13 protein-coding genes are annotated in these 16,617 nt (G+C 68.5%); 11 read left to right on the top strand and 2 right to left on the bottom strand.

The window, feature by feature from the left end; all coding sequences use genetic code 11:
• The first annotated feature begins 12 nt into the window (after nt 1-12).
• Nucleotides 13-345, top strand: a complete 333-nt coding sequence (locus tag BPET_RS00310; RefSeq protein ID WP_012247091.1) for a YnfA family protein — start codon at nt 13-15, stop codon at nt 343-345.
• A 10-nt stretch (nt 346-355) separates the two neighbouring features.
• Here the strand turns inward: BPET_RS00310 and BPET_RS00305 are convergent, their stop codons facing one another.
• Nucleotides 356-1,348 (bottom strand): tripartite tricarboxylate transporter substrate binding protein, encoded by a 993-nt coding sequence (locus BPET_RS00305; protein WP_012247090.1) that lies wholly within the window; start codon nt 1,346-1,348, stop codon nt 356-358.
• Between the two features lie 76 nt (nt 1,349-1,424).
• Nucleotides 1,425-2,603: a M20 aminoacylase family protein gene (locus BPET_RS00300; RefSeq protein WP_012247089.1), complete on the bottom strand. Its 1,179-nt coding sequence runs from the start codon at nt 2,601-2,603 to the stop codon at nt 1,425-1,427.
• 257 nt (nt 2,604-2,860) lie between these two features.
• Here BPET_RS00300 and BPET_RS00295 point away from each other — a divergent pair, with 257 nt between their 5' ends.
• The 10 genes from BPET_RS00295 to BPET_RS00250 all read left to right on the top strand — a co-directional run bounded on the left by BPET_RS00295 (nt 2,861) and on the right by BPET_RS00250 (nt 16,602).
• Nucleotides 2,861-4,039: an isovaleryl-CoA dehydrogenase gene (locus tag BPET_RS00295; RefSeq protein WP_012247088.1), complete on the top strand. Its 1,179-nt coding sequence runs from the start codon at nt 2,861-2,863 to the stop codon at nt 4,037-4,039.
• Nucleotides 4,040-4,060: 21 nt separating this feature from the next.
• A complete protein-coding gene (gene aceK / locus BPET_RS00290) occupies nt 4,061-5,899 on the top strand; it encodes a bifunctional isocitrate dehydrogenase kinase/phosphatase (RefSeq protein WP_012247087.1) in 1,839 nt (612 codons plus the stop codon).
• Nucleotides 5,900-5,932: 33 nt separating this feature from the next.
• Entirely contained in the window at nt 5,933-7,114 is a 1,182-nt protein-coding gene (locus tag BPET_RS00285; RefSeq protein WP_012247086.1) for an acetyl-CoA C-acetyltransferase, read from the top strand.
• Between the two features lie 183 nt (nt 7,115-7,297).
• Nucleotides 7,298-8,905: a carboxyl transferase domain-containing protein gene (locus tag BPET_RS00280; RefSeq protein ID WP_012247085.1), complete on the top strand. Its 1,608-nt coding sequence runs from the start codon at nt 7,298-7,300 to the stop codon at nt 8,903-8,905.
• Between the two features lie 30 nt (nt 8,906-8,935).
• Nucleotides 8,936-10,960: an acetyl/propionyl/methylcrotonyl-CoA carboxylase subunit alpha gene (locus BPET_RS00275; protein ID WP_041862584.1), complete on the top strand. Its 2,025-nt coding sequence runs from the start codon at nt 8,936-8,938 to the stop codon at nt 10,958-10,960.
• A gap of 163 nt (nt 10,961-11,123) precedes the next feature.
• A complete protein-coding gene (locus tag BPET_RS00270) occupies nt 11,124-11,894 on the top strand; it encodes an IclR family transcriptional regulator (protein ID WP_012247083.1) in 771 nt (256 codons plus the stop codon).
• Complete coding sequence (locus BPET_RS00265; RefSeq protein ID WP_012247082.1) at nt 11,887-13,041, top strand: thiolase family protein; 1,155 nt, start codon at nt 11,887-11,889, stop codon at nt 13,039-13,041. Before BPET_RS00270 ends, BPET_RS00265 begins: the two co-directional genes overlap by 8 nt.
• Nucleotides 13,038-13,406 (top strand): Zn-ribbon domain-containing OB-fold protein, encoded by a 369-nt coding sequence (locus BPET_RS00260; RefSeq protein WP_012247081.1) that lies wholly within the window; start codon nt 13,038-13,040, stop codon nt 13,404-13,406. Before BPET_RS00265 ends, BPET_RS00260 begins: the two co-directional genes overlap by 4 nt.
• A gap of 70 nt (nt 13,407-13,476) precedes the next feature.
• The gene (locus BPET_RS00255) at nt 13,477-14,448 is read left to right on the top strand and encodes a tripartite tricarboxylate transporter substrate binding protein (protein ID WP_012247080.1); all 972 of its coding nucleotides are present in this window, start codon (nt 13,477-13,479) and stop codon (nt 14,446-14,448) included.
• Between the two features lie 39 nt (nt 14,449-14,487).
• Entirely contained in the window at nt 14,488-16,602 is a 2,115-nt protein-coding gene (locus BPET_RS00250) for an acetate--CoA ligase family protein (protein ID WP_012247079.1), read from the top strand.
• Nucleotides 16,603-16,617: the final 15 nt, after the last annotated feature.

Raw genomic sequence — 16,617 nt, 5'->3', positions numbered from 1 at the left:
GCCTGACGAACCATGCCCCTGCTGCATACCCTGGGCCTGTTTGCCCTGACCGCCGTGGCCGAGATCGTCGGCTGCTATCTGCCCTACCTGTGGCTCAAACAGGGCCATTCGGCGTGGCTGCTGGTGCCGGCAGCGCTCAGCCTGGCGGTGTTCGCCTGGCTGCTCACCCTGCATCCCACAGCCTCGGGCCGCGTCTACGCGGCCTACGGCGGCGTGTACGTCAGCATGGCGCTGCTGTGGCTATGGGCCGTGGACGGCGTGCGCCCGGCGACGACCGACTGGGCCGGCGTGGGCCTGTGCCTGGCCGGCATGGCGCTGATCATGGCCGGCCCGCGCCACGGCTGAAAACGCGGCGCTACTGCACGCGGATGTTGTTGTCGCGGATGACGCGCTGGTTGTTGGCGTAGTCGGCGCGCACCTGTTCGATGAAATCCTGGCCCATTCCCGTGCCGGGCTGCATGAAGGCCTTGTCCAGCATCTGCTGGAATTGCGGGCTTGCCAGGGCCTTGCCGATTTCGTCGAGCATGGCGTGCATGACCTCCGGCGGCACGCCGGCCGGCGCGAACAGCGCGAAGTTCGAAAAATAGCGGATGCCGGGCAGCTTCAGTTCGGCCATGGTGGGCACCTGCGGCCACGGCGCCAGCCGCTGCGGCGCCATCACGGCCAGCGGCGTCAGGCTGCCGGCCTGCACGTGCGGCAACGTGATGTCGGTATTGACCACCAGCAGGTCGACCTGCCCGCCCAGCCCGTCGGAAACCGCCTGGCTGCCGCCCCGGTAGGGTACCTGCAGCATGTCGATACCCACTTGCTTGTTCAGGTCGGCCATGCCGATGTGCGCCACGGTGCCCACGCCCGGCACGCCGAAAGTGACCTTGCCCGGATGCTTTTTGGCATAGTCGACCAGTTCGGCGAAGCTGCGCACCGGCAACGCCTTGGTTGCCAGGATGGCCACCGGACCCACCGCCACGCTGGCCACCGGCACCAGATCTGTCATGGGGTCGTACGGCGTCTTCACGAGGTTGGGAAAGATGGTCAGCGGGCTGGTCGAAGCCAGCAGCAGGGTCGCGCCGTCGGGCTTGGCGCGCGCCACGGCGTCCGCGCCCACGCTGCCGCCCGCGCCGGGCTTGTTCTCGATGATGGTGGCGGTGCCGTGCCGGGCGCGCAGCACCTCGCCCAGCGTGCGGCCCAGCATGTCGTTGGTGCCGCCGGCGGTATAGGGCACCACCAGGGTCAGGGTCTTGCCCGGCCAGGCAGGTTCCTGGGCGACGGCGGCGGGGGCGGCGCCCGTGGCAATGGCGGCAAAGGCCAAGGCGCGGGCGAATCTCGACAGCACGGCGGTTCTGGTCATGGCAGCTCCGGTTGGAAAAGCAGTAAACAGACAAGCGAACGCTGACGGCGTGGTGCCGGACGTATCGGACGCCCGATCAAGCCAGGTACCGCTGCGCCAGCCGCACCCAGTAGGAGGCCCCCACGGGGATCAGGCTGTCGTTGAAGTCATAACTGGCGTTGTGCAACGAACACGGCCCCAGGCCGTGGCCGGCCAGGCGGTGCCCGCCGTCGCCATTGCCCAGGAAAACATAGCAGCCGGGCTTGGCCTGCAGCATGAAAGCGAAGTCTTCTGAAGCCATGGCCGGCTCGATGACGCTGGCCCGGCTGGCGCCCGCCACGTCGCGCATCACGTCCAGGCAGAACGCGGTTTCGTCGGGCGTGTTCACAAGCGCCGGATAGCGCCGCTCGAAATACACCTCGGCCTGGCAGCCATGGGCCGCGGCGATGGGCTCCGCCAGCTCGTTCATGCGGCGCTCGATAAGATCGACGACCGCGTCGCTGTAGGCGCGCACCGAGCCGCCCAGCCAGGCCGTGCCCGGAATAATATTGGTGACGTCGTTGCCCGCCTGCAGCTGCGTGATCGAGATCACGGCGGCATCCAGGGGGCGCTTGCTGCGAGTCAGGATAGTTTGCAGCGCCTGACCGATGGCCAGCACGGCCGGCACGGGATCGTCGCAATCGTGGGGCGCCGCCGCATGGCCGCCGCGGCCGGTGACCGTGATCTTGAACGCATTGGCGGCGGACATCATCGGGCCGCTGCACACGCCGAAGCTGCCCGCGGGCAGGCCCGGCCAGTTGTGCATGCCGAATACCGCCTCGCACGGAAAACGTTCGAATAGCCCGTCTTCGATCATGGCGCGGGCGCCGGCGCCGCCGTTTTCTTCGGCTGGCTGGAACGCCACATAAACCGTGCCGTTGAAGCCGCCCGCCTGCTGCAGGTGCCGCGCGGCCGCCAACAGCATGGCCGTGTGGCCGTCGTGGCCACAGCCGTGCATCTTGCCGTCATGGCGCGAGCGGTGACCGAATTCGTTGGCTTCCTGGATGGGCAGAGCGTCCATGTCGGCGCGCAACAGAATGGCGCGGTCGCCGCTGCCTGCCTTGAGCACACCCACCACGCCCGTGCGTCCGATGCCCGTGTGGGTTTCTATGCCCCAGGCGCGCAGCCGCTCGGCCACCAGGCCGGCGGTACGGTGTTCGTCATAGGCCAGTTCGGGGTGGGCATGGATGTCGCGCCGCAGTGCAACAATTTCGTCCAGGTCGGCGAGCTCGATCACGATGGTTTCCTCCGGGGGCGGCAGGCCCGCTAGGCAGCGCCTGTCAGACAATTAGCCCTCAGATTCTTGCATGGTCAAACAAATGGCCGGACGATTTTTGATTAGGGGAAAACCCGAGTCTACTTTACGTTTACGTAAACGTAATATTGAAGTCCCGCATTGCCTGTGCGCCCTTTTGCAGCGCATCATGGATGCGGCTGCCGGCCCAGCCTGTACCAGGCGCCCGAATGTAAGCACCTACTCTCACGGAGACTTCGATGAATCTTCCCGGTTTGAATTTCGACTTAGGCGAAGACCTGGACATGCTGCGCGATGCCGTACGCACTTTCGCGCAGGCCGAAATCGCGCCCCGGGCCGCCGAAGTCGACCGCAGCGACCAGTTCCCCATGGATTTGTGGCGCAAGTTCGGCGAGCTGGGTGTGCTGGGCATGACTGCCAGCGAAGAGTACGGCGGCGCCAACCTGGGCTACCTGGCGCACATGGTGGTCATGGAAGAAATCTCGCGCGCCAGCGCCTCGGTGGGCCTGTCGTACGGCGCCCATTCGAACCTGTGCGTCAACCAGATCCACCGCAACGGCACTGCCGAGCAAAAGGCCCGCTACCTGCCCAAGCTGATTTCGGGCGAACACGTGGGCGCGCTGGCCATGAGCGAGCCGGGCGCCGGGTCGGACGTGGTCAGTATGAAGCTGCGCGCCGACAAGAAAGGCGACCGCTACGTGCTGAACGGCACCAAAATGTGGATCACCAACGGCCCCGACGCCGACACGCTGGTGGTGTACGCCAAGACCGACCCGGCTGCGCACCAGCGTGGTATTACCGCATTTCTGGTGGAAAAGAACTTCAAGGGCTTCTCGGTGGCGCAGAAGCTCGACAAACTCGGCATGCGCGGCAGCCACACCGGCGAGCTGGTGTTCCAGGACTGCGAAATTCCCGAAGAAAACGTGCTGGGCCAGGTCAACGGCGGGGTCCGGGTGCTGATGAGTGGGCTCGACTACGAGCGCGCCGTGCTGTCCGGCGGCCCGCTGGGCATCATGCAGGCCGTCATGGACGTGGTGGTGCCCTACATTCACGACCGCAAGCAGTTCGGCCAGGCCATCGGCGAATTCCAGCTCATCCAGGGCAAGGTTGCCGACCTGTACACCACCCTGCAGGCCAGCCGCGCCTTCTGCTATGCGGTCGGCAAGAACCTGGACCAGCTCGGCGCCGAACACGTGCGCCAGGTGCGCAAAGACTGCGCCGCGCTGATTCTGTACACGGCCGAGAAAGCCACCTGGATGGCCGGCGAAGGCGTGCAGATCCTGGGCGGCAACGGCTATATCAACGAATACCCCACCGGCCGCCTGTGGCGCGACGCCAAGCTGTATGAAATCGGCGCGGGCACCAGCGAGATCCGCCGCATGCTGATCGGCCGCGAGCTGTTCGCCGAAACGGCCTGACCACACCTATTGACCCGTGCCATGATCTACAGCGGCGACGTCCAGCGCATTGAACAGGCTCCGGCGCCCCCGCCGCAGCCGCAGGAGGTCGCGCGCCAGATCCTGGCCGGCTTCGACCGCCACTATGCGTTGTTCCGTTATAGCGCGCAGCGCGCCAAGGCGCTGTTCGAATCGGGCGACTGGCACGGCATACAGCGGCTGTCGCGCGAGCGCATCGAGTACTACGACATGCGCGTGCGCGAATGCGCGGCGCAGTTGCGCCAGGTACTGCGCGACTCGGCAGCGCCCGAAGCGGCCGTCAGCCTGACGCCGGCCCAGACCGCTTTCTGGCAAGACGTAAAACAGCAGTTCGTGGGCCTGCTGGCGGGCCACCGCCAGCCCGAATGCGCCGAGACCTTCTTCAATTCGGTGTCGTGCCGCATTCTGCACCGCGACTACTTCCATAACGATTTCCTGTTCGTGCGGCCGGCGGTGGCGACCGACTACCTGGACAGCCGCATTCCCTCGTACCGCGTCTACTACCCGTTGACCGAAGGCCTGCGCAAAAGCCTGATCCGCATGGTGGCCGACTTCGGGCTGGCTGCGCCGTTCGCCGATCTGCCGCGCGACACCCGCTTGCTGGCGCGCGCCGCAGTGCGCCAGCTGCGCGCCCAATGGCCGCGCCAGCCGGGCCAGCGGGTGGCGTCCGACTGCCAGGTGCAGGTGCTGGGCTCGCTGTTCTTTCGCAACAAGGGCGCGTACATCGTCGGCCGCCTGATCAACCAGAGCACCGTGCACCCGTTCGCGGTGGCCCTCGCGCGCAACGCGGCCGGCCAGATCGAGCTGGATGCGCTATTGCTGGGGGCCGACGACCTGAGCACGCTGTTCAGCTTCACCCGCGCGTATTTCCTGGTTGACATGGAAACCCCGGCGGCGGTGGTGAGCTTCCTGTCAAGCCTGCTGCCGCGCAAGCCCAAGGCCGAGCTGTACACCATGATCGGGCTGCAGAAACAGGGCAAGACGCTGTTCTATCGCGACTTCCTGCACCACCTGGCGCATTCGCGCGATGCCTTCGACATCGCGCCCGGCATCAAGGGCATGGTGATGTGCGTGTTCACCCTGCCGTCGTACCCGTATGTGTTCAAGCTGATCAAAGACCGCATCGACAAAGACGGCATCGACCATGCCACGGTGCGCCGCAAGTACCAGATGGTGAAGCTGCACGACCGCGTGGGCCGCATGGCCGACACCTGGGAATACTCGCAAGTGGCGCTGCCGCGCGCGCGCTTCGCCCCGGCGCTGCTCGACGAACTGCGCCAGCGCGTGCCCAGCCTGCTGGAGGAAAACGGCGATACGGTGGTGATCCGTCACGTGTACATCGAACGCCGCATGACGCCCCTGAACCTGTATCTGCAACGCGCGCCCGAGCCGCTGCTGGACCAGGCGGTGCGCGAGTACGGCGACGCCATCCGGCAACTGGCCACGGCCAATATTTTTCCCGGCGACATGCTGTACAAGAACTTCGGCGTCACGCGGCTGGGCCGTGTCGTGTTCTACGACTACGACGAAATCCAGCGCATGACCGAAATGCAGTTCCGGCGCATACCGCCGGCCCCCAACGAAGAGGCCGAAATGGCCAGCGAGCCTTGGTACGCCGTTGGGCCCAACGACGTATTTCCCGAAGAGTTCGACCGCTTCCTGCTGGGCGACCCGCGCGTGCGGCGGGCCTTCCTGCGGCACCACGCCGACCTGCTTGAACCCGAGTGGTGGCAGGCCTGCCGCGCCCATGTGGCGCAGGGCCGGATCGAAGAATTTTTCCCGTACGATACCGACAGGCGGCTGCGCCCCGGCAGCGCCCCGCATCGCGTCGCCGCATCGTGACGCCAGTCCCCATTCGCTTTCCAGGAGTCAATCATGTCTGATCCCGTTGTCATCGTTTCTGTTGCCCGCACCCCCATGGGAGGCATGCTGGGCAGCCTGTCCAGCCTGGCCGCTCACGAACTGGGCTCGGTCGCCATCAAGGCCGCCGTCGAACGCGCCGGCCTGAAGCCGGAGCAGGTCGATGAAGTCATCATGGGCAACGTGCTGCAGGCGGGCCAGGGCCAGGCGCCGGCCCGCCAGGCGGCGCTGGGCGCGGGCCTGCCGCTGGGCGTGGGATGCACCACAATTCACAAAGTGTGCGGGTCGGGCCTGAAGGCCGCCATGTTCGGCCATGACCTGCTGGTGGCCGGCTCGGCGCGCGTGGTGGTGGCCGGCGGCCAGGAAAGCATGAGCAATGCGCCCTACCTGATGCTCAAGGGCCGCCAGGGCTACCGCTACGGCCACGCCACCGTGTACGACCACATGGCGCTCGACGGCCTGGAAGACGCCTACGACCGCGGCAAGGCCATGGGCGTGTTCGCCGAAGACTGCGCCGCCAAATACAGCTTCACGCGCGAGCAGCAGGACGAGTATTCGCTCGAATCGCTGCGCCGCGCGCGCGCCGCCACCGAAGACGGCAGCTTCAAGTGGGAAATCACACCCGTCACCGTGGCCGGCCGCAAGGGCGATACGGTGGTGGACACCGACGAAGCGCCCACCAAGGCCATGCCGGAAAAAATCCCCACCCTGAAGCCCGCCTTCAAGAAAGACGGCACGGTCACCGCCGCCAATTCCTCGTCGATTTCCGACGGCGCGGCCGCCATGGTGCTGATGCGCGCGTCCACCGCCGAAGAACTGGGCCTCAAGCCGCTGGCCCGCATCGTGGCCCACAGCCAGCATTCGCAAGAGCCGGGCTGGTTCACCACCGCGCCGGTCGGCGCGCTGAAGAACCTGTTCACCAAGACCGGCTGGAAGGCCGAAGACGTGGACCTGTACGAAATCAACGAAGCCTTCGCCGTGGTGGCCATGGCCGCCATGCACGACTTCAAGCTGCCGCACGAGAAAGTCAACGTGCACGGCGGCGCCACCGCGCTGGGCCACCCCATTGGCGCGTCCGGCGCCCGCCTGGTCGCCACCCTGGTGGGCGCGCTGCGCCAGAAGGGCGGCAAGCGCGGCGTGGCCACCCTGTGCATCGGCGGCGGCGAAGCCGTGGCGATGGCCATCGAGATGATGTAACCCCCTGGCGTGTCTGACTCCCGCGCAGCGGGTGTCAGACACCCACCGAATCCGATCTGTACGGTATTAAGCACACTTCGGTGTCAGGCCCCCTTCGGGAGCCTGACACCTGCAAGAAAAACCCAACAAAGTCAGATGGCGTCAGACCCCCTTCGGGAGTCAGACACGCATAGGAAAAGCTTCATGCCCACCATCGAATCCCGCATCAACCCGCGTTCGCAAGACTACGCCGACAATGCACGCGCCATGCAGGCGCAGCTGGACGACCTGGCGCGGCAACTGGCGCAAACCGCCCTGGGCGGCAGCGAGTCCGCCCGCGCCAAACATGTGGCGCGCGGCAAACTGCTGCCCCGCGACCGTGTCGAGCGGCTGATCGATCCGGGCAGCCCGTTCCTGGAACTGTCGCCCATGGCGGCTCACGGCATGTACGACGGCGCGGCGCCGGGGGCGGGCGTGATCACCGGCATCGGGCGCATCTCGGGCACCGAATGCGTCATCGTCTGCAACGATGCCACGGTCAAGGGGGGCACCTACTACCCCATGACCGTCAAGAAACACTTGCGGGCGCAGGAAATCGCCGCGCAGAACCGCCTGCCGTGCGTGTACCTGGTGGATTCGGGCGGCGCCAACCTGCCGCAGCAAGACGAGGTTTTTCCCGACCGCGACCACTTCGGCCGCATCTTCTACAACCAGGCCGTCATGTCGGCGCAAGGCATCGCGCAGATCGCGGTGGTAATGGGTTCGTGCACGGCCGGCGGCGCGTATGTGCCGGCCATGAGCGATGAGTCCATCATCGTGCGCAACCAGGGCACCATCTTTCTGGGCGGCCCGCCGCTGGTGAAGGCCGCCACCGGCGAGGAAGTCAGCGCCGAAGACCTGGGCGGCGGCGACGTGCACACGCGCCTGTCCGGCGTGGCCGATCACCTGGCCGCCAATGACCTGCACGCGCTGCAGCTGGCGCGCAACGCGGTGGCGCGCCTGAACCTGCGCAAGCCCGCGCAACTGGCGCTGGCGCCGGTGCGCGAACCGCGCTACGACCCGGCCGAGCTCAACGGCATCATTCCCGCCGACACGCGCAAGCCGTACGACGTGCGCGAGATCATCGCCCGCATCGTCGACGGCTCGGATTTCGATGAATTCAAGGCGCGCTTCGGCACCACCCTGGTCACCGGCTTCGCGCACATCCACGGCATGCCGGTGGGCATCGTGGCCAACAACGGCATCCTGTTTTCGGAATCGGCGCAGAAAGGCGCGCACTTCATCGAGCTGTGCGCGCAGCGCAAGATTCCGCTGGTTTTCCTGCAGAACATTACCGGCTTCATGGTGGGCCGCAAGTACGAAAACGAAGGCATCGCCCGCCACGGCGCCAAGATGGTGACCGCGGTGGCTACCGCCAACGTGCCCAAGTTCACCGTGCTGATCGGCGGCTCGTTCGGCGCCGGCAACTACGGCATGTGCGGGCGCGCGTACTCGCCGCGCCTGCTGTTCATGTGGCCCAACGCCCGCATTTCCGTCATGGGCGGCGAACAGGCCGCCAGCGTGCTGGCCACCGTGCGGCGCGACGGCATCCAGGCCAAGGGCGGGCAGTGGTCGGCCGAAGAAGAAGAAGCCTTCAAGGCGCCCATCCGCGCCCAGTACGAGCACGAGGGCCACCCGTACTACGCCACGGCGCGCCTGTGGGACGACGGCATCATCGTGCCGGCCGACACGCGCCGCGTGCTGGGCCTGGCGCTGTCGGCCGCGCTCAATGCGCCCATCGAAGACACGCGCTTCGGCGTGTTCCGCATGTAGGGGCCGGCGGCCCCTCTCTGGATGACACACATGTTCGATACTCTGCTGATCGCCAACCGCGGTGAAATCGCCTGCCGCGTCGCCGCCACAGCCCGCCGCCTGGGCATCCGTACGGTGGCCGTGTATTCCGACGCCGATGCGGGCGCGCGCCATGTCGCGGCCTGCGACGTGGCCGTGCACATCGGCGGCCCCGAGCCGCGCGCCAGCTACCTGCGCGCCGACGCCATCCTGCAGGCCGCGCGCGACACCGGTGCGCAGGCGATCCACCCGGGCTACGGTTTCCTGTCCGAAAACGAAGCCTTCGCGCAGGCCGCCGCCGATGCCGGCATCGCCTTCGTGGGGCCGCCGGCCTCGGCCATTGCCGCCATGGGCAGCAAGTCGGCGGCCAAGGCGCTGATGGAAAAAGCCGGCGTGCCGCTGGTGCCGGGCTACCACGGCGACAACCAGGATCCGCAGTTCCTGAAGACCCAGGCCGATGCCATCGGTTACCCGGTGCTCATCAAGGCCAGCGCGGGCGGCGGCGGCAAAGGCATGCGGGTGGTGGAGTCGGCCGATGCTTTCCTGGAAGCGCTGGCCTCGTGCCAGCGCGAGGCCGCGTCCAGTTTCGGCGACGACCGCGTGCTGATCGAACGCTATCTGCAAAAGCCGCGCCACATTGAGATCCAGGTATTCGCCGACACGCACGGCAATTGCGTGTACCTGTTCGAGCGCGACTGCTCGGTGCAGCGGCGCCACCAGAAGGTCATTGAAGAAGCGCCGGCTCCCGGCATGACCCCCGAACGGCGCCAGGCCATGGGCGAAGCCGCCGTGGCGGCGGCGCGCGCGGTCGGCTACGTGGGCGCCGGCACGGTGGAATTCATTGCCGAGCCCGATGGCCGCTTCTATTTCATGGAAATGAACACGCGCCTGCAGGTCGAACACCCGGTCACGGAAATGATCACCGGCCACGACCTGGTGGAATGGCAGCTGCGCGTGGCGGCCGGGCAGCCGCTGCCGGCCGCCCAGCAAGACCTGCGTATTCACGGCCATGCCATCGAGGCGCGCATCTACGCCGAGAACCCCGACAAGGGCTTCCTGCCGTCGATCGGCCGCCTGGCCTACCTGGAACTGCCGCCCCACGCGGCCTTCGCCAACGGCGAGGTGCGCGTCGACGGCGGCGTGCGCATGGGCGACGCCATCACGCCCTACTACGACCCCATGATCGCCAAGCTGATCGTGCACGGCGCCGACCGCGACCAGGCCCGCGCGCGCATGATCCAGGCATTGGCGCACACCCATGCGGTGGGCGTACAGACCAACGTGGCCTTCCTGACCCGGCTGATGCAAGATGACGCGTTCGCCGCGGCCGACCTCGATACCGGGCTGATCGAGCGCCGCCGCCAGACCCTGCTGCCGCCGCCGGCCGCCGCCGATACGACCGCGCTGGCGCTGGCCACGGCGGCGGTGCTGGTGCGCCAGGGCCTGGCGCAGTCCGGCAGCCAGGCCGCCAAGCCGGCCACCGATCCCTGGGACGTGCGCGATGGCTGGCGACTGGGCGAGCGCTATGCGCAGGCCGTGCAATGGCAGGATGGCGACACCCTGCGCGACGTGACGGTAGCGCGCGACGGAAAGGCCTGGACGCTGGCCTGCGCCGGCGCGCCCCAGGCCTTTTCGTGGCGGTCGAACGCCAGCGCCAACCCGAACCTGGCCTACGGCCTGCGCATCGTGCTGGACGGCCGCGAAAGCGCCGGCACCGTCGTGCTGCACGACGACAAGGCCTACGTGTTCCGCGAAGGCCGCACCCAAGTGCTGGTCCTGCACGACGCGCTGGCCCATGCGCAGGACGACCAGGCCGACCACGCTGGCGGGCTGACCGCCCCCATGCCGGGCAAGATCATCTCCATCGCGGTGCGGGCCGGCGACAGCGTTTCTCGGGGCCAGCCGCTGCTGGTCATGGAAGCCATGAAGATGGAACACACCATTTCCGCGCCCGCCGACGGCAAGGTGCAGGAAGTGTTCTACGCGGTGGGCGACCAGGTGGCCGAAGGGGCCGAGCTGGTGGCGATCGGCGCCTAGCGCCCCTCGCGGAGGGCGCGCCAGCCCGGCAAACGAGGCTGGCGCGGCCCGCAGCGCCCGCGCATTGTCGCTGGGCGAAAATTTGTTGCGCTGCAACTTTACCGCCGCCGCCCCACCTTTCTATCTTGTGGCCGTGTTCTCAAAACCGGGCCCGGCCACTTCCATGCCAACGCCAGACGTCACCACTGTTTCCGCCACGAAGAAGACTTGCCGCGTGCTGGCCAGCCTGTCCGACCGGCGCGTGCACCGGCTGACCGACATCGCGCAGAGCGCCGCGCTGGATATTTCCACGGCGCGGCGCATCCTGAAAGACCTGGAAGCCGAGGGCTTTGTCGAGCGCGACCCGGTCAGCAAGCATTACATGCTGGGCCCGCAGGTGTACGCCATGCACCATGCCATGGTCGATGGGCTGGACGTGCGGGCGCTGGCGCGGCCCGCCCTGATCCGGCTGGCGCGCCGCTTCGGCGACACGGTCATCCTGTCGCTGCCGATGGGCTGGGAATCCGTCTGCCTGGACCTGTGCTTCGGCGACTACCCGATCCGCGCCAACTACCTCGAGGTGGGCAGCCGCCGGCCGCTGGGCGTGGGGGCCGGCAGCCTGGCCTTGCTGTCGACGCTGGACGAATCCGAGTCCCGCGCGGTGCTGCCCATGGTGCGCCAGCGACTGGCGATCAAGTACCCGCGCTATCCCGAGCGCGACCTGGATCTGGCCACGCAGCGCGCCCGCGCGCTGGGGCACGCCATGCTGCTGGACGTGGTAGTGGAAAAGATGGGCGGCCTGGGCGTGGCGGTGCGCGGGCCCAGCGGACGGGCGATCGCGGCGCTGAGCGTGGCCGCGCTGAACGAACGCATTGAATCGCGCGAACAGGAGTTGGCGCAGGCACTGTCACACGAGGCACGCGAAATCGAACGCGCGTGGCTGCCCCATGCGTAACGGCGATTGCCGGCGCGCCTATGTGCAGGCTGCCGCCACCACGCGCTTCGGCCGCCATGAAGGCATGAGCGCGCTGGACCTGATGGCCGAGGCGGCCAACCGCGCGCTGGCGCAATCGGGCCTGGCGCGCGCCGATATCGACGGCGTGCTGTGCGGCTATGCCACCACGTTTCCGCACTTGATGCTGGGCACGCTGCTCAGTGAAAAGCTGGGCCTGGACCCGTGCTATGCGCACGGCATGCAGATGGGCGGGGCCACTGGCGCGGCCATGGTCATGCTGGCGCGCGAACTGTTGCGCGCCGGCACCTGCCGGCGCATCCTGGTGGTGGCCGGCGAAAACCGCCTGACCGGCCAGGCCGTCGATACCTCTATCCAGACGCTGGCGCAGGTGGGCGAGGCGGATACCGAAGTGCCCAACGGCGCCTCGGTGCCCGCGTATTACGCCCTGCTGGCGTCGGCCTACATGCACCACACAGGCACCCGCCGCGACGCCATGGCGGGCTTCGCCGCGCTGATGCGGCACAACGCCGCCGGCCATCCGCATGCGCACCTGCGCGAACCCATCACCGTGGAACAGGTGCTGGCCTCGCGCCCCATCGCCACGCCGCTGCACTTGCTGGACTGCTGCCCCATCTCGGATGGCGCGGCGGCCCTGGTGCTCAGCGTGGACGAAGGCCCGGTGCAGGTAACGGGCGGGGGCCAGGCCCACCGCCACCAGCACCTGTCGGCCATGCGCGACGTGCTGGATACCGGCGCCGCGCGCGCGTGCGCCCGCGCCCTGGCCGAAGCGCGGGTAGACGCCAGCCAGATCGACTACCTGGCGATCTATGACTCGTTCACCATCACCCTGATCATGCTGCTGGAAGAACTGGGCTATGCGCCGCGCGGCGGCGCGGGGGCGCGCCTGCAGCGCGGCGATTTCGCCGCCACGGGCCCGCTGCCGCTGAACACGCATGGCGGCCTGCTGTCGTTCGGCCATTCCGGCGTGGCGGGCGGCCTGGCTCATGTGGTCGAGGCCTGCACCCAGCTGGCGGGCCGCGCCGGCGAACGCCAGATCGCGCCGCGCCGCCGCGCGCTGGTGCACGCCGACGGCGGCGTGCTGTCGGCGCATGTCAGCCTGGTGCTGCAGGCAGAGGGCGCGGCATGAGCACGAACCCGATCAACCACCCCGAGCGCGATCGCCACCCGCTTGACTTGCAGCGCTGTGACGACTGCGGCGCCTGGTGGGCCTTGCGCCCATACGCCTGCGCGTCTTGCGGCGGCACGGCATTGCGCTGGCGCCGCGCCGAGGGCGCAGGCACAGTCATCGCCCGCAGCGAAGTACACCGCGCGCCCGATGCCCGGTGGCGCGCGCTGGCGCCCTATGTGCTGGTGCTGGTGCGGCTGCGCGAAAACGTGACGCTGATGGGGCATGCCGATGCAGGCATCGCCATTGGACAGGCGGTCAGCGGCCGCGCGGCCGAGTTGAACGGCCACGTGCTGCTCACGTTCGAGGCGTGCCGCCCGCCTTGATGCGCGGCCGCGACGGCGGCCTTATTTCCCCCACCAACAATAACGTCCCGCGAGGACGGAGGAGAGACTCATGCCTGCAATTCCTGTCTGGCGCGCCGCCCTGGCCGCCATCGTCCTGGCGGCCAATACCGCGGCCGCCGCCGCGACGTGGCCCGACAAGCCCGTCACCCTGGTCGTGCCCTATCCGCCGGGCGGCCCCACCGACATCGTGGCCCGCACGGTGGCGCAAGGACTGGGCGACGAACTCGGCCAGACGGTCATCGTCGACAACCGCTCGGGCGCGGGCGGCAACATCGGCGCCGACATGGTGGCCAAGAGCGCGCCCGATGGCTACACGCTGCTGCTGGCCACCACGGCGCACGCCATCAATATGTCGCTGTTCAAAAACCTGGGCTACGACACGCGCAAGAGCTTCGCGCCGATCTCGCTGCTGACCAAGGGCCCGCTGGTTATCGTGACGCGCCCGGACCTGCCCGCGCAGAATGTCCGCGAGCTGATCGCGCTGGCCAAGGCCTCGCCCGGCAAACTGACCTTCGCCTCGTCGGGCAACGGGCAATCCACCCACCTGTCGGCCGAATTGTTCAACACTATGGCCGGCACTCGCATGGTGCACGTGCCCTACCGCGGCAGCGCGCCGGCGATGACCGATGTCATGGGCGGCCAGGCAGACATCATGTTCAACACCATGCTGTCGTCCATGCCCTATGTAAAAGACGGCAAGCTGCGCGCCCTGGCCGTCACCAGCGCCGCGCGCTCGCCGGCTGCCCCGGACGTGCCCACCGTGGCCGAGTCGGGCCTGGACGGCTACGAGGCCACGGCCTGGAACGGCCTGATGGCCCCGGCCGGCACGCCCGACGCCGTGGTGCAGAAGCTGAGCGCGGCGCTGCAGAAAGTGCTGGGCCGTCCCGATCTGCAGAAGCAGTTCGCGCAACAGGGCTTCGATGCCGACTGGATGACGCCCGCCGAATACGGACAGTTTCTGGACGATGAAATCCGCAAGTGGGCCGAGGTCGTCAAGGTATCCGGCGCCACCGTCAACTGATCCGCAGCGTTTGCTGCCCCCGAAGCCACAGGAGTTTTCATGGCATTAGCACAGCCCCGGCGCAACAGCCTGGACCGCTTGCTCGACCCCGCATCGATCGCCATTGTGGGCGCGTCCGACAATCCCGACAAGATCGGCGGGCGGCCCATTTACTACATGCGACAGCAGGGCTACGCGGGCACGCTGTACCCCATCAACCCGCAACGCGCCGAAGTGCAGGGCCAGCGCGCGTGGCCCACCCTGGACGCGCTGCCCGCGGCGCCCGATCTGGCCATCGTGGCCGTGGCGGGCGAACAGGCGGTGCAGGCGGTGGACCGCTGCGCCGAGCTGGGCGTGGCGGCGGCCATCGTGATCTCGGCCGGGTTTGCCGAGACCGGCGATGCGGGCCGGGCGCTGCAGGACGCCATGATGGCGCGCGCCCGTGCGGCCGGCATGCGCATCGTGGGTCCGAACTCGCAGGGCCTGGCCAATTTCGGCAACGGGGCGATCGCCAGTTTCTCGACCATGTTCCTGGAAGTCGCGCCAGCGGATGGCCCGGTAGCGGTACTGAGCCAGAGCGGCGGCATGGGGGCGATGGTGTACGGCCTGCTGCGCCAGCGCGGCCTGGGCGTGCGCCATGTGCACGCCACTGGCAACGAAGCCGACGTCACCGTGGCCGAACTTGCCTGCGCAGTGCTGCGCGACCCCGAAGTACGCATCGTGCTGCTGTACCTCGAGTCGCTACAGGATGCGGGCGCGCTGGCCGAGGCCGCGGCCATGGCCAGCGCGCGCGGCGTGCCGCTGATTGCGGTGAAGTCGGGCCGCTCCGAGGCCGGCGCGCGCGCGGCCGCGTCGCACACCGGCGCCATGGCCAGCGAAGACCGGGCGGTAGACGCCTATTTCGAGCGCCATGCCATCTTGCGCGCGCGCGACCCGCAAGAACTGGTGCGCTTCGCCGAACTGGCGCTGCGCGGCCCTTTGCCGCGGGGGCCGCGCATGGTGGCGGTGAGCAATTCGGGCGCCAGCTGCGTGCTGGCCTCGGACGCCGCCGTCGAACGTGGCCTGCAGATCGCCCCGCTGGCCGAGACCACGCGGCAGCAGCTGGACGGCCTGCTGCCCGGCTTCGCCTCTACGGCCAATCCGGTGGACATTACCGCCGCGCTGCTCTCGAACAATGGCTTGTTCGGCCAGGTGCTGCCGGTCATCGCGTCGGACCCGGCCGCTGATATGTTCCTCATCGATATCCCGGTGGCGGGGCGCGGCTACGACGTAGCCACCTTCGCGGCCGATACGGCCGGTTTTGCCGCCGCGGCCGCCCGCCCCGTCGCGGTGGTGGCATGGCAGGACGATGTGGCGGCAGCGTTTCGCGCGCGCGGCGTGGCCGTCTATGCCGACGAACAGCAGGCGGCCGACGCAATGGCCGCCTTGTACCGCCTGCATCGCTGGCGCAGCCGCGCGCCCGTGTGCTGGCCCGACGCGGCGCCGTTCAGCTTGCCGTCCGCCCGGCAGCCGTTCTTGTCTGAAGCGCAAAGCCTGGCGCTGCTGGCCGGCCAGGGTCTGGCGGTGGCTGAACATGCCCGCTGTACCGATGCCGACGCCGCCGTGGCCGCCTGGCGCGCCATCGGCGCGCCGGTGGCGTTGAAAGCGTGCTCGGCGCGCCTGCCGCATAAATCCGAGCACGGCCTGGTGGCGCTGGGGCTGGACGACGAACAGGCGCTGCGCGCCGCGCTGGCGCGCCAGGCGCAGACGCTGGGCAAGCTGCGCATAGACGACGCGGAGTGGATCGTGGCGCGCATGCACGCCGGCCTGCACGAGTGCGCCCTGGGCGTGCGCCACGACCCGGTGTTCGGCCCCGTGGTCATGGTGGGCAGCGGCGGCAAGTATGTCGAGGCCATGCAAGACGTGGCGCTGCTGTTGCCGCCCTTCAGCGTGGACGAGGTGATCGGCAAGCTGCAGGACCTGCGCATCGGCAAGCTGCTGGCCGGCGTGCGCGGCGACCCGCCCGCCGATATGCGGGCGCTGGCCGAACAGGCGGTGTTGCTGGGCCGCTGCGCGCTGGCGGCCAGGGGCAGCCTGGCCTCCATAGACATCAACCCGGTGCTGGTAGGCGCGCGGGGGCAGGGCGCCGTGGCGGTTGACGCCCTGGTGGAACTGGCCGCGCCCGCCGCCCCCTGATACCCCCGTTCACCA

Source organism: Bordetella petrii, assembly GCF_000067205.1.
GTDB lineage: Bacteria > Pseudomonadota > Gammaproteobacteria > Burkholderiales > Burkholderiaceae_B > Bordetella_A > Bordetella_A petrii.
Note: the sequence above shows the minus strand (reverse complement) of the source record. Positions and strands in the feature narration are given on the sequence as shown.